The following is a 16,432-nucleotide window of genomic DNA, read 5'->3' as shown; positions in this document are numbered from 1 at the left end:
AGTCTCCGTATTCTGCCTACGCTAAGTGAAATGGATCTATCTTTTGTAAGTGGAAGACTAAAAAAATTACTAAGAATCTATGTTTTCTATAATCAGAACACTACACTATACTACGCGAAGTGTTTTCCCGTAGCGTATGCATGCACTCATCAAAAGTAGAATGAAAGAGAGCAAATTTCTAACAGTTTACACGGTATATAGATAATTTGCAACAAAATTCACCAGGATTTCCGGAAAGGTTGATCCGAACTACTCCGTTTGATAATGGAATCTTCGTTCGGATTTAGCTTTGTTAAAATACTTTTGTCTCAGGCGCTTTGCGGGTAGTGACTTAAAAGGAAAAGAGAGGATAAAAGGATGGACTTTCCTGTTATTGCAAAAGAATTTAGAAATGGAAATGTAGAGAATATCCATCAAGGTGTTATTTGTGTCATAGATCAGAACAAAAAAGTAGTTTTTCAGAAAGGGGATATAACCCAAGCCTTCTATTATCGTTCAGCTATGAAACCAATCCAAGCTATACCTGTATTCTCTAGTAACATAATAAATACTTATCAACTGACAGGAGAAGAAGCGGCACTGTTTACTGCATCACAACGAGGAGAAGAATATCACGAAAAAGCATTATTCAGTTTAGCAATAAAGCTAGGCGTTGAAGAAAAACAATTAGTGTGTAACAAGAGTTATCCATTAAATACAGCACCAAAGGAAAAATTTCTGGCATCTCATAAACCGAGAAGAAAATTACTGCATAATTGTGCAGGTAAGCATTTAGGGTTTCTTGCCTATGCAAGGGAAAGAGGATTTGCCATGGATGGTTATCATCAAATGTCTCATCCCCTTCAGCAGGAAGTACTGGACTATGTATCTATGTTATCAGAAACACCAAGAGATCAAATCATTACAGGTTTAGATGGGTGTGGAGTACCTGTACACGCTGTTCCACTGCGAAATATGGCGCTCTCTTATTTAAAGTTTGCAGATACTTCCTTGATTAATAGTGAGTCATTACGTGAGCCTGTTGATCAAATAACACAGGTGATGAATGATTATCCAAATATTGTTGCATCCCATCAATTTATTTGTTCTGCTCTTTTAGAAGATCGAAATATTATCGCAAAAGGTGGTGCTCAAGGTGTGTATTGTCTAGCTTTAAAGAAAGAAAAAATCAGTATTGCTATTAAAGTATTAAGCGGGACAGAACATCTTTGGCCGCTTCTTGTCGCCAAAATATTGGAGAAGCTTCCATACCATAATAAAGAAACGATTGATCGTTTATATGCTATAAAAGATTCGAAAATAACCAATGACAGTGGGGAAATAGCAGGTCATACAGAGATATACTTGTAAATAAAAGTAAATCGTTTGAGGATAAGATAGGAAAATGTGAGATATCGAATGAGAAAGGAGGTTTCTGCATGCAAGCTAAAGTTAAATTCCTTTGTAGTAAGAAAGATATCACCTCCTATCCTTTTTTACAACATAGAGAACAGTTTGGTGCAAGTTATTTCATATACGAGAACGGTCAAGCAATCTTTTTAATTAGTCTTAACGAAGAAGTACCTTCACTTGAAACGATTAAAGTAATGGCCGGAAATCTTCGGAAAAAAGTAGAAGAATATTTAATCAGTAAATTAGAGGTCTCTTTTAAACCACTCATTGACTTTATCCGTTCTATGCCAGCAAAAGATACGGTTAAGGCTTTTTTAGAAGGTTGGCATTTAGCTGGTTATCGTTTTAACCTTTACAAGTCAAATTCACAACACTTAGAGATTACTTTGTTGTATGAGGAAGAATACAGAGGCGTAGAAGAAGAGGCTTTAAGAGTAGTACAAGCAGTTGATTTGGCAAGGGATTTATGTAATGAACCTGCAAATAATTTAACACCTACTAAATATGCACAACGATTAATCGAAATATTTAAGGATACGGAAGTAAACGTAAACATTCTTCATGGAGAAGAATTACGTAAAAAAGGCTTTCATGCTACCTATTTTGTCGGAAAAGGTAGCAATGATTTCCCCAAAGTAGCCCTTCTAACCTATCAAAATCAAGGGAAGAAAAAGATGGCACTAGTGGGTAAAGGGGTAACGTTTGATACAGGTGGAATCAATTTAAAGCATGCGAATGATATTACCGATATGAAGATGGATATGGGTGGGTCTGCATCTGTTGTAGGAGCGATGAAATTAATAGAAAGTGTGGGAATGCAAGTTGATTTGACTGGTATTATTCCACTAGTTGAAAATGTACCTAGTGGCACGTCTTATTTACCATCAGATATTATTACTTACCAAAATGGTAAGACTGTAGAAGTTGTTAATACAGATGCTGAAGGTCGATTAATTTTAGCTGATGGGTTATTGTATGCTCAAGTTCAAGGTGCGGAATGGATCGCTGATATAGCTACATTAACCGGCTCAATAGGCAATGCTTTAGGATTGAAAGTAGCAGGATTATTTAGTAATAGGTTAGAAAGTTTAGTGGAATATACACGTATTAGTCAGGAAACTGGAGATCATATATGGCCAATGCCAGTGACCAAAGAATATGAGGGTCTTCTTAAAAGTGAAACCGCCGATATGAAAAATAGTACAACTACACCCTTTGGTGGAGCGATAACTGCCGCTATTTTTCTACATTCCTTTATAGAAAAAGATGTTAAGTGGTACCATATTGACATGGCTAATACAGTAAAGTCAGTTGATGCCAGTGGGTATTATGTGGAGGGTGCTAGTGGCTTTGGTGTCCGATTATTAACAGAACTTATAAGGAAAGAAGTTAGGTGAAATGATAATAGAAGTAATAGTACAAAACGTAATAGATGCCATGGAAGCAGAAAAAGCAGGAGTAGATAGACTTGAGCTAGTGTCTGCAATAGAACAAGGTGGGCTGACACCGAATGTTCAAATAGTGAAAGAAATACTTGAACAGATATCCTTACCGGTTCAAGTGATGATTCGACCACATGCCAGAAGCTTCTGTTATTCTGAAGAAGACGTCTATATCATTAAGCAATCGATTGAAGAAATGATAGAAGTTGGTGCAACTAATTTTGTTTTTGGTGCTTTAAAAAAGGATGGTACTATAGATGAGGAATTATTGGATGAACTAATAGCAATCTATCCACACGCGCGCTTTACATTTCACCGTGCTTTTGATGCGTCACGTGATGTAATGGAAGCTTTCCATAGTTTAGTACCATATTCGGGAAACATTGAACGTATATTGACGTCAGGTGGTAAAGAAGATTGTATGAAAGGAAAAGGTGTTCTGAAAGTACTTGTCGAACAATCAAGATCTATCAAAGGTCCATCTATAATGCCAGGTTCAGGATTACAAGTAGAAAACTTTTCGTCCTTACACTCTTTTATTCAAGCAGATGAATATCATTTTGGAAGAGGTGTCCGATTGAATGGATCATTTCAAAAGACATTTGACCATGAAAGCATTCTTACAATTAAGTCTACCATTAAGGGTGGTTGAGATAGAACACGATTGATCACACTGACGAGTTGAAGAGATTTTGCTCTATAAAAAAGTTCGCTGTATACAAAAACATTGTCAGAAAAACTCATACAACTAGTCTGTAATTGTAAAAAAGTCCCCTGTATTTACTTGATAATATAGGGGGTATTTTCGTAGTGAAAAATAGATAAATGAAAAACTGAAAAGCTATTCTCGAATAATCCTATAAAAAATTTTAGGGAATCTACATTTCTCATTTCCAAATAAAAATAGAAACGGAGACAAGTGAGTAGTGAAGAAGGGGAAAAATCCGAACGTTATTATCTGTATGCTCTCACCGTTACGGCAAGATACTTTGCTTTCCAAAGGCACGGGCTTTTAACTGATGCTATTTAGAAGAGCAGGACGTTCAAGTGTCGGCGTTGGTCACAGGACGTGACCGAACTTAGCCGACCTGTAGGAGTCCGTATTTTACCTGCGCTAGGCGGATTGTTCGGATTCTCATTCTCTCTATTGAGCTATGTCCGCCCCTATTTTTTTAGTTGGTAGATAAAAATGGAGGAAAATCATTTAGATATAACGTCTATCTTTTAAATATACTAATATCTTTTTTACCGCCTCCTCCACTGTGCTATTTTCCGTATCAATCACTAATTCAGGAGAAACAGGCTCTTCATATGGTGCATCAATGCCGGTAAAACCTTTGATTTCTCCTGCGCGTGCTTTTTGATAAAGTCCTTTTGGATCGCGTGCTTCACACTTTTCAAGACTGCATTTCACATATACCTCGATAAAATCGCCATCAACTAGAAGGTTTCTAACATTATCACGATCCTCACGATAAGGCGAGATAAAAGCGGTAAGGGTGATTAAACCAGCATCATTTAATAATTTTGCTACTTCACCAATCCGTCTAATATTTTCTTTGCGATCCTCCGGACTAAATCCTAAGTTATTGTTTAGTCCGTGACGAATGTTATCACCATCTAAGCGATAGGCTCGAATGCCTTTTTCGAAAAGTGCTTTCTCCAGCTCCACTGTGATCGTAGATTTACCTGAACCTGAAAGTCCAGTGAACCAAAGTACTGGGCTTTGATGGTTATTTTGTTTGATGCGATCCTGTTTGGTTACAGCTGAGTCATGCCATACGATGTTGTTCGTTTTTGTCATCCGTTTGTACCCCTTTGTAAACCTTTGATTAATACTTCCGCAACTTCTGGTCTTGAAAATTGCCGTGGTAAGGCTTCACCATTGCGAAGCTTTTCTCTTACTTTTGTTCCGCTTAAATGTACATGTTCGGATTTATCATGTGGACATGTTTTCTGTGTAGCCATGTTCTCGCATTTTTGGCAATAGAAAGCATGCTCGAATTTAAAGATTTGAATACCAAGCTCTGCTTCAAATTGGGAGATTAATTCCTGTGCTTCATACGTTCCGTAATAATCACCGACACCGGCATGATCACGCCCCACAATAAAATGTGTACAGCCGTAATTTTTACGGACAATTGCATGTAAAATTGCTTCACGCGGACCTGCATAACGCATGGCAGCAGGATAAATGACAAGACGAGTGCGGTCTTTTGGATAATAATGCTTGAGAATTACTTGGTAGCTTTCCATCCGGATATCTGCTGGTATATCATCCGATTTTGTTTCGCCAACTAATGGATTTAATAACAGACCGTCGACGGATTCCAGGGCACATTTTTGAATGTATTCGTGCGCACGATGAACTGGGTTTCTCGTCTGGAAGCCGACAACTGTTTTCCAGCCTAAATCTTGAAAAAGCTGTCTTGTTTCTGAAGGATCCAGATGAAAATCTTTGAATTGATCGTGTGATGGACGATTTAGTAAGGTGATTGGGCCAGCTAAATAGACATTACCTTTCTCATAAAGCTTTTTAACACCGGGATGCGCCTCGTCTGTGGTTCCATAAACAGCTTGTGCCTCTTTTGCCTTGTCATAGGTATATTTTTCTACTAAATCCAATGTTCCATAAAGAATTCCATCCTCACCATAAAGTGCGATCTTTTCTCCGATGTCTAAGTTGTCTGCTTCCTCTTCCGTTACTGCTAAATTGATTGGAATACTCCAAACCGTACCATCTGCCAAATGTAGATTGTCAACTACTTCAAGATAATCTTTTTTCGTGAGGAAGCCTGTAAGGGGACTAAACCCACCGATACCAATTAGTTCAAGGTCTGAAATACTCCAAGCATTGATCGTTAATGTTTTGCATGTTTCCGCTTCTTTTAATAACTTCTCACGTTCTGAACCTTTTGCTTCACAATTGATTAAAGTGCCACCATGTGCTTCGATTGTTTCTTTTGTTTGTTCTTTAATAGCTACCATTATAAAACTCCTTTCGTGTCACGGTGGAAGTTTTGGCCGTCGTACACTTCGTCCACATAGCCTTTGCGGACAACAAAGTCACCAAAATGTTCTTTTGCTTCACGGTTATTCGCAAAATCTTTAAAAATATCTTTTAAGGTTGCTAGAATCTCTTCTTCGCCAATGTTTTCGCGGTAAAGTTGATTTAGACGATCACCGATAAAGCTTCCGCCAAGGTACAGATTATATTTCCCTGGTGCCTTACCGATAAAGGCAATCTCAGCTAAAGCTGGTCGTGAGCAGCCATTTGGACATCCTGACATCCGGATTACGATCTCTTCATCCTTCAAGCCTTCTGCTGCTAAAAGATCTTCTATTTTATCAATAAGGGAAGGTAAGTAACGCTCTGATTCTGCCATTGCTAATCCACACGTAGGTAAAGCAACACAAGCGATTGAATTCTTTCGTAAACCGGAGTATTGTTTTCCTTCTCTGATTCCATACATGTCAAGAATCTCATTAATTTTTTTCTTTTTCTGTACAGTGACATTAGCGATAACTAAATTCTGGTTCGGTGTTAAGCGGAAATCCCCGGTATGAATGTTGGCAATCTCTCGGAGAGCTGTCATCAGTTTATAGTCATCTGTATCTTTTACTCTGCCATTCTCTACAAAAAGTGTTAGATGCCATCTGTTACTTCCTTTTATCCAGCCATATCTGTCACCATTATGGTCGAAATGAAAGTCTTTTGCCTCTTCCAACTCCCATCCAAGTCGTTCTGCAAGCTCTTGTTTAAACCAATCAAGTCCATTACGGTCGATTGTATATTTAAATCTAGCATTCTTACGGTCGGAGCGATTACCAAAATCTCGTTGAATGGTGACGATTTTCTCCGCAACATTTACGACATCTTCTTTTGAGCAGTATCCGGCAAGTTTCCCTAGTTGTGGATAGGTATTGGTGTTGCCGTGTGTGGATCCCATTCCGCCGCCGACTACGACATTAAAGCCCTGTACTTGATTATCTTCTATAATGGCAATCAGCCCGATATCTTGTGAAAATACATCAACATCATTAGAAGGTGGTGCGGCAATACCGATTTTAAATTTTCTTGGTAAATAAGTTTTCCCATAAATCGGCTCTTCTTCCTCTTTAGAATCAATAATTTTCTTCTGATCTAGCCATATTTCATGATAGGCACCTGTTTTGGGAGAAAGATGATCACTGATTTTTTGTGCCCAATCCTGAATTTCTTGGTGGACTTCAGATTGGTAAGGATTCGGGTTACACATGACGTTTCGGTTAACATCTCCACATGCGGCGATTGTTGTCATCAATGCTTCATTAATCGTTTTAATTGTCTCTTTTAGATTCCATTTTAATATTCCGTGCAGTTGAAAAGCTTGACGAGTTGTCAGTTTAATCGTATGATCGCCATATTTTTGAGCTAGCTCATCTGTTGTTAGCCATTGCTTAGGAGTTGCGACACCACCTGGAATTGCGATACGAAGCATGAACTGGTAGGCAGGTTCCAGCTTTTGTTTCCGTCGTTCATCTCTAATATCGCGATCATCCTGCTGATAGCTTCCATGAAACTTTAATAGTTTTGTATCATCGTCGGAAATCGAAGCGGTAATTGGGTCTTGTAACCCTTCTTTAATGGTGCCTCTTAGAAAACGGCTTTCTTCTTTTAGCTTTTCGATCGGGTCCAGTTTATTTGGATCGTTTACCATTTTTGTTCCCCCTTAATACACATCACGTTGATATCTCTTTTCTTGTTTTAATTTATTAACATATTCTTTTGCGTCTTCTTCACTAAGGTTTCCTTCTTGGCTAATAATCGAGAGTATAGTTTCGTGCACATCTTTTGCCATTCTTTTTTCATCACCACAAACATAAAGATGTGCACCAGCCTCGATCCATTCAAATAATTCTTTTGCTTTCTCTTGCATGCGATGTTGCACATATATTTTTTGTTCCGTATCCCTTGAGAAGGCAACGTCCATTTTCGTTAGGTAACCTTGCTTTAACCAATTTTGCCAATCAACTTGGTACAAAAAGTCAGTGCGGAAATGTTGATCACCAAAGAAAAGCCATGTTTTTCCTTTTAATTCCAACTCTTCCCGTTCTTCGATATAACCTCTAAATGGTGCTACTCCCGTACCAGGCCCAATCATAATCACCGGTGTTTCCTCATCCATTGGGAATTTGAAATTCGGATTTTTGTGTACATAGACATTCAACTGGTCACCTGGTTTAATGCGGTCCGCAATTTCTCCTGAGCATACACCACTTCGCTCACGACCATGTGTGTTGTATCTTACTGTTGCCACTGTCAGATGAACTTCATCAGGATTTGCTTGATAACTGCTGGAAATAGAATATTGTCTAGCAGGAATTTTTCTTAAAAAATGCATAATAGATGTTGGATCTAGTTGCTTTGGTGGGAAGTCGATAATTAAATCTAATAAATCACGTCCATCCATATAAGCTTTGCTTTTTTCTGCATCCTTAACTAATTCATGTAGTTTTTCGTTATCGAAATAATTGCTTGCTTTTTCTAACATGCCTTTCGTAATTCTCGTAATCTCAAAAATCGAGGTGAGGGCTTCTTGCACCGAACGAATTTCTCCTTGTTTATTAATCGGTATTGTCTGTTCAGCATTCCATTTCAGTTCGTCAATAACTGCCCTGACTAAAACAGGGTCATTCTTTGGAAAAATTGCTAAGCAATCTCCTGGTTCATAACTGAGATGAGAACCTTCCAAAGAAATTTCGATATGTCGAGTTTCTTTGTTGGATCCTTTGCCGCTAAGAACGATATTGTCTAATACTTCAGCAGTATAAGGATTGTTCTTAGAATAAATTGGCTGTTCAGCTGGTGTGGGACTGGTTGCAGCTGTATTCACCGAATTTCCGGCATCTTTTTTTAGCACAGTCAGTACATCTGAGATCCATTCTTCAGCGGGTTCATCATAATCGACATCACAGTCAACCCGAGGATGTATTCTGGTAGCGCCTAATTCTTCTAATCGTTTATCAAATTCCTTGCCTGTTTGACAGAAATACTCATAGGACTCATCGCCAAGTGACAAAACGGAAAAGTTTACCTTTTCAAGCTTTGGTGCCTTACGGCTGTGCAAATATTCATGGAATTGAATCGCATTATCAGGAGGATCTCCTTCACCGTGTGTTGCTGTGATAATGAGTAAATCTTCTACCTCTTTTAGTTTCTTTGGCTTAAAGTCATCCATGCTAGAAACTGTAACATCCCTCTGGATATCTTTTAGCTGGTTAGCTAGCTGTTCTGCTAGTGCTTGACTATTACCTGTTTCTGATCCGTATAAAATGGTGACGGTACGGGTTTCCACTTGAGCAGGTGCTGGCTGTTCAGCCGTTGTCACGGTTTGTGATGATTGGGAAGCGGCTAAATATCCAGCGAGCCAATTTTTTTGTGCATCTGTCAGTGTTGGTAGAATCTGATTCAATATTTCCGTCTGTTTTTCATCAAACGGACTGTTTACCACTTGTAATGTCAACATTTTCACCTCTTTTAATTAATCCGATAGACTTACTTGCATTTGGTGATAAAAAAATAGTTACTTTGATGATGGTGGAGTAGCATGTAAACCACATTCCGTTTTTTGAAAGTTAGCCCATCTCCCTGAACGCTCATCGTTAGCATCTGTAACTGGTGATGTACACGGGATACAGCCGATACTTGGGTAGTTTTGGTCATGCAGCTTGTTGTATGGTAATTGATGCTTTTCGATATATTCCCAAACATCCTCCCAAGTCCAATAAATTAAGGGACATACCTTAATGGAGTGGAAACGCTCATCCTTGTTAAGGAAATCTGTGTTTGCTCTTGTGGGTGATTGTGCTCTTCTTAACCCCGAAATCCATGCGGTAGCTCCGCTAAGTGCTTCTTCTAAAGGCTTTACTTTTCTGATATAACAGCATTGGTCTGGATTTCGGCTCCATAATGCTGAACCATATTGCTCTCGTTGTTCGTCTACCGTGAGGGAAGGTTTCTTCATTTCGATATCTAATAAAGGATATCGTTGTTTGACTTTCTCAATCAGGTCATAGGTTTCTTGAAAATGTAGGCCAGTGTCTAAAAATACTAAACTAGCATCTGGTTTCACCTTAGCGATCATGTCAATTAAAACCATGCTTTCCGCTCCAAAACTACAAGCATAGACCAAAGACTTTCCATACGTTTGATATGCCCATTCTAAAATTTTCTGTGCTCCTTTTGTCGGATCTTGAGGGTCAGGTGTCTCTCCGTTTAATGGACTTTCATAATAATTTTCATAAGTCAGCATGTATAGCTTCCTCCTCATTAAAAAAACCTTCTTATCAAAAGATAAGAAGGTAAGCAATGTGTATTTCTCCCTTCTTATCTTTCGGTTCAGCATATGCTGTTCCGCAGGATTTGGCACAGTGTTACGCTAGCGAACCTGTTGCCGAGGATTCACAGGGCCTGCCCCTCCACCTCTCTGGATAAGAATTCCATTTATGTTCGTTACTACCATAGTATACACAAATAATGGAAAAGTCAATGTCTTTTTGAAAAAACTGTAAAAAATAATACCAAGTTACTAGGTTTTTATTGATTACCGTTGTAATATATTTTCTATCTGTTCAATTGTATCTGGAGAAAGTTTTACACCAGCTGCTTTTGCGTTTTCTTCAATCTGAGCAGGTTTACTTGCACCGATAAGGGCACTTGATACATTATCTTGGCGTAAAATCCAGGCAATCGCTAATTGTGCTAATGAAAGGTTTTCGGTAGCTGCGATTTCCTGCAATGCCTCGACCTTTTCCAAGTTTTTCTCTGTTAATACTCGTGATAGATCTAAATTATCTTGAGCAGCTCGACTATCTTTTGGAATAGCCTCTCCTTTTTTATATTTTCCTGTTAGAACACCTTGAGCAAGGGGAGAGAAAACCACTTGGCCAATTCCATGCTTTTTACTTACAGGGATGACTTCTTTCTCGATATACCGATGAAGCATGCTATAGTTTGGCTGATTGACAACAATGCGATCTAACAGCTTTTGGTCAGCAAGGTGAATAGCTTCTGTCATTTGTTCGGCAGTCCATTCGCTGACTCCGATGTATAATACTTTCCCTTGGCGAACAAGATCATCTAATGCACGTAATGTTTCTTCTAATGGTGTATCAGGGTGGTAACGGTGGCAGTAGTAAATATCGACATAATCGAGGCCTAACCGCTGTAGGCTGGCGTCGCATTGCTCCATAATATGTTTACGTGAAAGACCTTGATCATTTGGTCCATCTCCCATTTTTCCAAATACCTTTGTAGCAAGGACATAGGAGCTGCGGGGATATTTTCTTAATGCTTTTCCAACAATTTTTTCTGCTTCGCCACGCATATAGACATTGGCTGTATCAAAAAAATTAATCCCGAGATCATAGGCTTTATCAATGGAAGCTTCTGCATTCTTTTCCTCGACATAGCCACCATATGTAAGCCAGCTACCTAAACTAATTTCGCTTACTTTCAGACCTGTTTTTCCTAAATGACGATATTCCATGTTTTACAACCTCCTGTTATTAAGCGTTTTCATCATTATAATAAATGGAGAGAGGAGAAGCGAATAATTTGTTTGGTGTTTGTTATGGAGATCACGAAGAAAAGAAGGTAGTGGTCTAGCTTGGAGCAAAATACGTAAGCATAGTGTTATTATTGTAGGGTGAATGAACCCAATGGAAGGAGAATTTAGTTGCTTGTTCGAACGCTTTTGACATGTGTCCTACCCTTAAGCTATACAAGTAATATAGGAACCAGGGAAGGGGGGATGCGCTCCAGGCTTTGACCAACATGTATAAAATAGGATAATAACAAATACATGAAAGCAAAAAAGGCAACAGCTCAGTACTTTACTGAACTATTGCCTAACAAGCTGTATAACAAAATAGCTTGGCTAACTTTTAAAATTTAATGAACCAAAGATGTTTAGATAACACCTTGTGCTACCATGGCATCCGCTACTTTGATAAAGCCAGCAATGTTTGCACCAACAACAAGGTTACCTGGTTGTCCATACTCCTCTGCTGCTTCTATACTGTTTTTATAGATATTTGCCATAATATCCTGTAGCTTTTCATCCACTTCTTCAAATTTCCAAGAAAGACGAGCACTATTTTGAGCCATTTCTAACGCAGATACGGCTACACCCCCAGCATTTGCTGCTTTTGCAGGGCCAAACAATACATTATTCTCTAAGAAAACATCTATAGCCTCTAGTGTTGAAGGCATGTTAGCACCTTCACCTACTGCTTTTACGCCATTTGATACAAGTGTTTTTGCAGCATTTTCATTTAATTCATTTTGTGTTGCGCAAGGAAGAGCGATGTCACAAGGAATGTTCCAAATACCTTCAAAGCCAGCAGTGTACTCTGCTTCAGGATGTTCGTTTACGTATTCTTTAATACGTTTTCTTTCTACTTCTTTTAGACGTTTCACTGTCTCTAGATTAATCCCGTTCTTGTCATACACATATCCACTTGAATCGCTACACGCCACAACTTTGGCACCAAGCTCTGTTGCTTTTTCAATAGCATATGTAGAAACATTACCAGAACCAGAGACAACCACTGTTTTACCTTTGAAGCTATCCCCTTTATCTTTTAACATTTCCTGTACAAAGTAAACCGTACCATATCCAGTTGCTTCCGTACGTGCTAGACTTCCGCCGTAGTTAATCCCTTTACCAGTTAACACACCAGCTTCATAACCACCACGCATTTTCTTGTACTGACCGAATAAATAACCAACTTCACGTGCACCTACACCGATATCTCCTGCTGGAACATCTATGTCAGGTCCAATATGTTTTGACAATTCACTCATGAAGCTTTGGCAAAAACGCATAATTTCTCCATCTGATTTACCCTTCGGATCAAAGTCAGAACCACCTTTGCCGCCACCAATTGGTTGACCAGTTAAGGAGTTTTTGAAAATTTGTTCAAAGCCTAGGAATTTAATAATACTAGCGTTTACCGATGGATGGAAACGAAGCCCTCCTTTATAAGGGCCAATTGCACTATTGAACTGTACACGGAAACCACGGTTAACTTGTACCTTTCCTTCGTCGTCGACCCATGGTACGCGAAAAGATACAATTCTTTCAGGCTCTACTATTCTTTCGAGAATATTGTGTTCCATATAGACGGGTTGTTTTTCGAATACCGGAATTAAGGAATCGAATATTTCTTTTACTGCTTGTTGGAATTCCGTTTCATTTGGGTTACGTTTTTTGACTGTTTCGAATACATCATTCACATAATTTTGCGCAACTTGGTTAGCATTTGTCATATCCTTTTTGTTCTCTCCTTACTGTTTATTTTATCATGGTAAACAACGGTCCCCACTCTCTTCACTGACTATGTGTAAAGAAGTTAAGTGAAGTAGAGTTGGGAGCGATGATAATACTTAAATAAAGTTGATTATCAGGGGTGAATAGAAGAACAATTTTTGTTCCATCTAGATTAATTTTGTCTAATATTTGTAAATTATCTCGTTAACATAAAGTTTATTATACCAAATAGGCATAAACAATGCTCAAGCGAGATATAATTAATGCTGATTTGAGATAGGTTTTGCTGGTGTCTCAAACATTTTGTCGGAAGGAACAAAAGAAAGAACAATCATACCAATGACAAATAACACAATAAGACTTACAATACCTGCATTTGACCGGCCAGTAATTTGTGCCGTAACACCTAAAAGCAGTGGACCTGTAATTGATGCAAACTTACCAAATATGAGGAAACCGTCATAAAAAACATTTGCACCAGTAGAACCAAGTGAAGCTAGTGTGAAGAAAATCAAGAGGAGTAACCATTGACCTTCAGGTACGAAAATAAGAGCGAAAGTCGAAAAAAATCCCCATTGCCATAAAGCTTATAAAGAATTTCTTTTTAAGTCCCTTGTAGTCTGCTATCGTTCCTAAGATTGGACCAAGCATTGCTAGGATAAAGGTAAAGATCGCAATGGTATACCCGGGATATGCGGTAGAATCAGCTCCTGCGATCCCTGCATCGGTTTATAGTAAATGGGAAAAATAGCCGTGGTAATAATAACAGAAAATGCAGAACTTCCCCAATCGTAAAACATCCAACTATTCCCTTGTTTTGTAAACCTTTTCATAACTTCACCTGCCTTTTTCTTTACTTTACTTGATTTGGAAAAGGAAAACATATAAGAATTAATCGAAATTTCCAGAAGTTTAATATTGATGGAAACGGGTACATTAAAAACAGCTATATATAAATTAAAGTGAAAAGGAGGATAATGATGTATAAGTCAATACAAGCGTTTTTCAAGACGGAAGATGATGCGGAAACTGTAAGAGCTGAACTGAATAAACTGAAAACGAATGATATTCGTGTTGATCGATTACAAGACACAGATAGAACTATATTACTTGCGCCAATAACGTTCTCAGGTAATTATTCTACAGGTATGGGTGCTGGTGGTGGGGGCAGTATCGTACCAGGCTTTATAACGCAAGATGTAGAAGGAAATGATGATCCTAGAGAATATACAGTTGAATGTGAAGTAGCAGAAGATGATTACCCAGATGCATTAAAAATCATTATGGACAATGATGGCCACGTGGATAAAAATGCATTTGAAGGATAAGCTATAAAAAGCAAAGGCTATGATGGTCTTTGCTTCTATTTATTTTTGAAATTAGCTTTTAACGTATATTTTTTTGTTGACAAACTTGTATATACAAGATAAGATGAAAACGTAATCACTTGTATATACAAGAATCTTTTCATCGAGGAGGAAAAATAGTGAGTAAGTTTACAGATCCTGCAAAAGAGTTGTTGGATAAAGTTGGCGGTAGTGAAAATATTTCCGTCGTTACACATTGTGCGACGAGAATGCGATTTGTATTAAATGATCCTGAAAAAGCGGATGTTGAGGCTATTGAAGATATTGATATAGTTAAAGGAACTTTTACACAGGCAGGACAATTTCAAGTTATTATTGGAAATGAAGTAGCTTCTTTTTATAATGAGTTCACGAAAATAGCGGGAGTAGGAGATACTTCCAAAGAAGATGCAAAAGAAGCAGCAAAACAAAATATGAATATGGTGCAACGATTGGTATCACACTTGGCTGATATCTTTACACCAATTATCCCTGCATTAGTTGTTGGTGGTCTTATCTTAGGTTTTAGAAATGTTATCGGGGATATTGAAATGGTGAATAACGGCACACAGACGTTAGCAGAGTCTTCTCAGTTTTGGACCGGTTTATATGACTTCTTATGGTTAATTGGTGAAGCAATATTCCACTTCTTACCGGTAGCTATCACATGGTCCATTTCAAGAAAAATGGGCACAACACAGGTACTCGGGATTGTATTAGGTATTACGTTAGTATCTCCACAACTGCTGAACGCGTATGGAGTTGCAGAGGCGCAAGAAATTCCGGTATGGGACTTTGGTTTTGCGCAGTTTGAGATGATTGGTTATCAAGCACAGGTTATTCCAGCAATTTTAGCTGGTTTCGTATTAGCCTATTTAGAAATATGGTTACGCAAAGTCATTCCGCAAGTAGTATCGATGATTTTTGTACCGTTCTTTGCTTTAATTCCAGCTGTTATTGTAGCACATGTCGTTTTAGGTCCAATCGGATGGGAAATTGGCTCTTGGATCTCCAATGTTGTATATAGTGGTTTAACTTCAGCATTTGGTTGGTTATTTGCTGCTGTGTTTGGTTTTGCATACGCACCTTTAGTAATCACTGGTTTACACCATATGACGAATGCGATTGACCTGCAACTAATGAGTGAGTTTAATGGAACAAATCTGTGGCCGATGATTGCATTATCGAATATTGCGCAAGGATCAGCTGTAGTTGCCATGATTTATCTAAATCGTAAAGATAAGAAGGAGCAACAAGTTTCTGTGCCGGCGGCTATTTCCTGTTATCTAGGTGTAACCGAACCAGCATTGTTTGGTATTAACTTGCGTTATTTATTCCCGTTCATTGCAGGTATGACCGGTTCTGCAGTTGCGGCAGTGATATCTGTCGGATCTGGTGTTATGGCGAATTCCATTGGTGTTGGTGGTATACCGGGGATTTTATCTATTCAAGTACCACATATGCTCATGTTCGCGGTGGCGATGCTAGTAGCGATTATCGTGCCATTTGTTTTAACGGTAATCCTAGCCAGAACAAAAATGGGCAAAGATGCTTACAATCGCCTAGGAAAAACTACACCATAATATACAAAAAGATCAACTAGGCGCTATTTCAGACAAAGACTAGCTCTCACATTCTTCGGGAATGGAGAGTGAATTTCGTATTCTATCAACAGAAAATGATAACGCGTAGGCAAGATACGCCGACTCCTGTGGTTCGGCTAGTTACGGTCATATCCTGTGACTATGGCTGACACTTGATTGTCCTACTCTTTGAAAGAGCATGAGCCGAAGATCCACTGGTAAAGTGATCTTCTTGACCAAGTTAGCTGAAGTCATATCCATGGAGAGCGAAGTATCTTGCTGAAGCATATCCGAGCAAATTTTTACAATGCTTTGGAAAATGACCGTTATTTCACGGTTTCTCTTTAACAATG

The 16,432-nt window shown here is 38.5% G+C and carries 12 protein-coding genes, 1 pseudogene and 1 riboswitch; of the genes and pseudogenes, 5 read left to right on the top strand and 8 right to left on the bottom strand.

Annotation, left to right across the window (positions count from 1 at the left end):
• The first annotated feature begins 357 nt into the window (after positions 1–357).
• The 3 genes from ACTNEP_RS08035 to ACTNEP_RS08025 all read left to right on the top strand — a co-directional run bounded on the left by ACTNEP_RS08035 (position 358) and on the right by ACTNEP_RS08025 (position 3,486).
• Entirely contained in the window at positions 358–1,350 is a 993-nt protein-coding gene (locus tag ACTNEP_RS08035) for an asparaginase (protein WP_441161315.1), read from the top strand.
• A 68-nt stretch (positions 1,351–1,418) separates the two neighbouring features.
• Positions 1,419–2,789 carry a M17 family metallopeptidase gene (locus tag ACTNEP_RS08030; RefSeq protein ID WP_441161314.1) on the top strand — a complete coding sequence of 457 codons (1,371 nt, stop codon included), beginning with the start codon at positions 1,419–1,421 and terminating at the stop codon, positions 2,787–2,789.
• A 1-nt stretch (position 2,790) separates the two neighbouring features.
• Positions 2,791–3,486 carry a copper homeostasis protein CutC gene (locus tag ACTNEP_RS08025; RefSeq protein ID WP_441161313.1) on the top strand — a complete coding sequence of 232 codons (696 nt, stop codon included), beginning with the start codon at positions 2,791–2,793 and terminating at the stop codon, positions 3,484–3,486.
• A 552-nt stretch (positions 3,487–4,038) separates the two neighbouring features.
• Here ACTNEP_RS08025 and cysC read toward each other — a convergent pair.
• From cysC to ACTNEP_RS07985, 8 genes and pseudogenes are all read right to left on the bottom strand, one after another.
• Positions 4,039–4,638, bottom strand: coding sequence for an adenylyl-sulfate kinase (gene cysC, locus ACTNEP_RS08020; protein WP_441161312.1), 600 nt, complete (start codon positions 4,636–4,638; stop codon positions 4,039–4,041).
• Positions 4,635–5,822: a sulfate adenylyltransferase gene (sat, locus tag ACTNEP_RS08015; RefSeq protein ID WP_441161311.1), complete on the bottom strand. Its 1,188-nt coding sequence runs from the start codon at positions 5,820–5,822 to the stop codon at positions 4,635–4,637. Before sat ends, cysC begins: the two co-directional genes overlap by 4 nt.
• A complete protein-coding gene (cysI, locus tag ACTNEP_RS08010) occupies positions 5,822–7,534 on the bottom strand; it encodes an assimilatory sulfite reductase (NADPH) hemoprotein subunit (protein WP_441161310.1) in 1,713 nt (570 codons plus the stop codon). Before cysI ends, sat begins: the two co-directional genes overlap by 1 nt.
• A gap of 12 nt (positions 7,535–7,546) precedes the next feature.
• Positions 7,547–9,343, bottom strand: a complete 1,797-nt coding sequence (locus ACTNEP_RS08005; protein WP_441161309.1) for an assimilatory sulfite reductase (NADPH) flavoprotein subunit — start codon at positions 9,341–9,343, stop codon at positions 7,547–7,549.
• 57 nt (positions 9,344–9,400) lie between these two features.
• On the bottom strand, positions 9,401–10,129 hold the full coding sequence (locus ACTNEP_RS08000; RefSeq protein WP_441161307.1) for a phosphoadenylyl-sulfate reductase: 729 nt from the start codon (positions 10,127–10,129) through the stop codon (positions 9,401–9,403).
• 71 nt (positions 10,130–10,200) lie between these two features.
• Positions 10,201–10,314: riboswitch (SAM riboswitch) on the bottom strand.
• 106 nt (positions 10,315–10,420) lie between these two features.
• The gene (locus ACTNEP_RS07995) at positions 10,421–11,365 is read right to left on the bottom strand and encodes an aldo/keto reductase family protein (RefSeq protein WP_441161306.1); all 945 of its coding nucleotides are present in this window, start codon (positions 11,363–11,365) and stop codon (positions 10,421–10,423) included.
• A gap of 422 nt (positions 11,366–11,787) precedes the next feature.
• Positions 11,788–13,149, bottom strand: a complete 1,362-nt coding sequence (gene gdhA / locus ACTNEP_RS07990; RefSeq protein WP_441161304.1) for an NADP-specific glutamate dehydrogenase — start codon at positions 13,147–13,149, stop codon at positions 11,788–11,790.
• Positions 13,150–13,410: 261 nt separating this feature from the next.
• Positions 13,411–13,983, bottom strand: a pseudogene (locus ACTNEP_RS07985) (MFS transporter).
• Between the two features lie 147 nt (positions 13,984–14,130).
• Here ACTNEP_RS07985 and ACTNEP_RS07980 point away from each other — a divergent pair.
• Both ACTNEP_RS07980 and treP read left to right on the top strand, forming a co-directional pair.
• A complete protein-coding gene (locus tag ACTNEP_RS07980) occupies positions 14,131–14,478 on the top strand; it encodes a hypothetical protein (RefSeq protein ID WP_441161303.1) in 348 nt (115 codons plus the stop codon).
• A gap of 158 nt (positions 14,479–14,636) precedes the next feature.
• Positions 14,637–16,079, top strand: coding sequence for a PTS system trehalose-specific EIIBC component (gene treP / locus ACTNEP_RS07975; protein ID WP_441161302.1), 1,443 nt, complete (start codon positions 14,637–14,639; stop codon positions 16,077–16,079).
• Positions 16,080–16,432: the final 353 nt, after the last annotated feature.

The sequence above is a fragment of the Gracilibacillus sp. HCP3S3_G5_2 genome (assembly GCF_052063305.1).
In the GTDB taxonomy this organism is placed as follows: Bacteria; Bacillota; Bacilli; order Bacillales; family Amphibacillaceae; genus Gracilibacillus.
The sequence above is the reverse complement of the archived record's forward strand: the minus strand, read 5'-3'. Positions and strand labels throughout refer to the sequence as shown.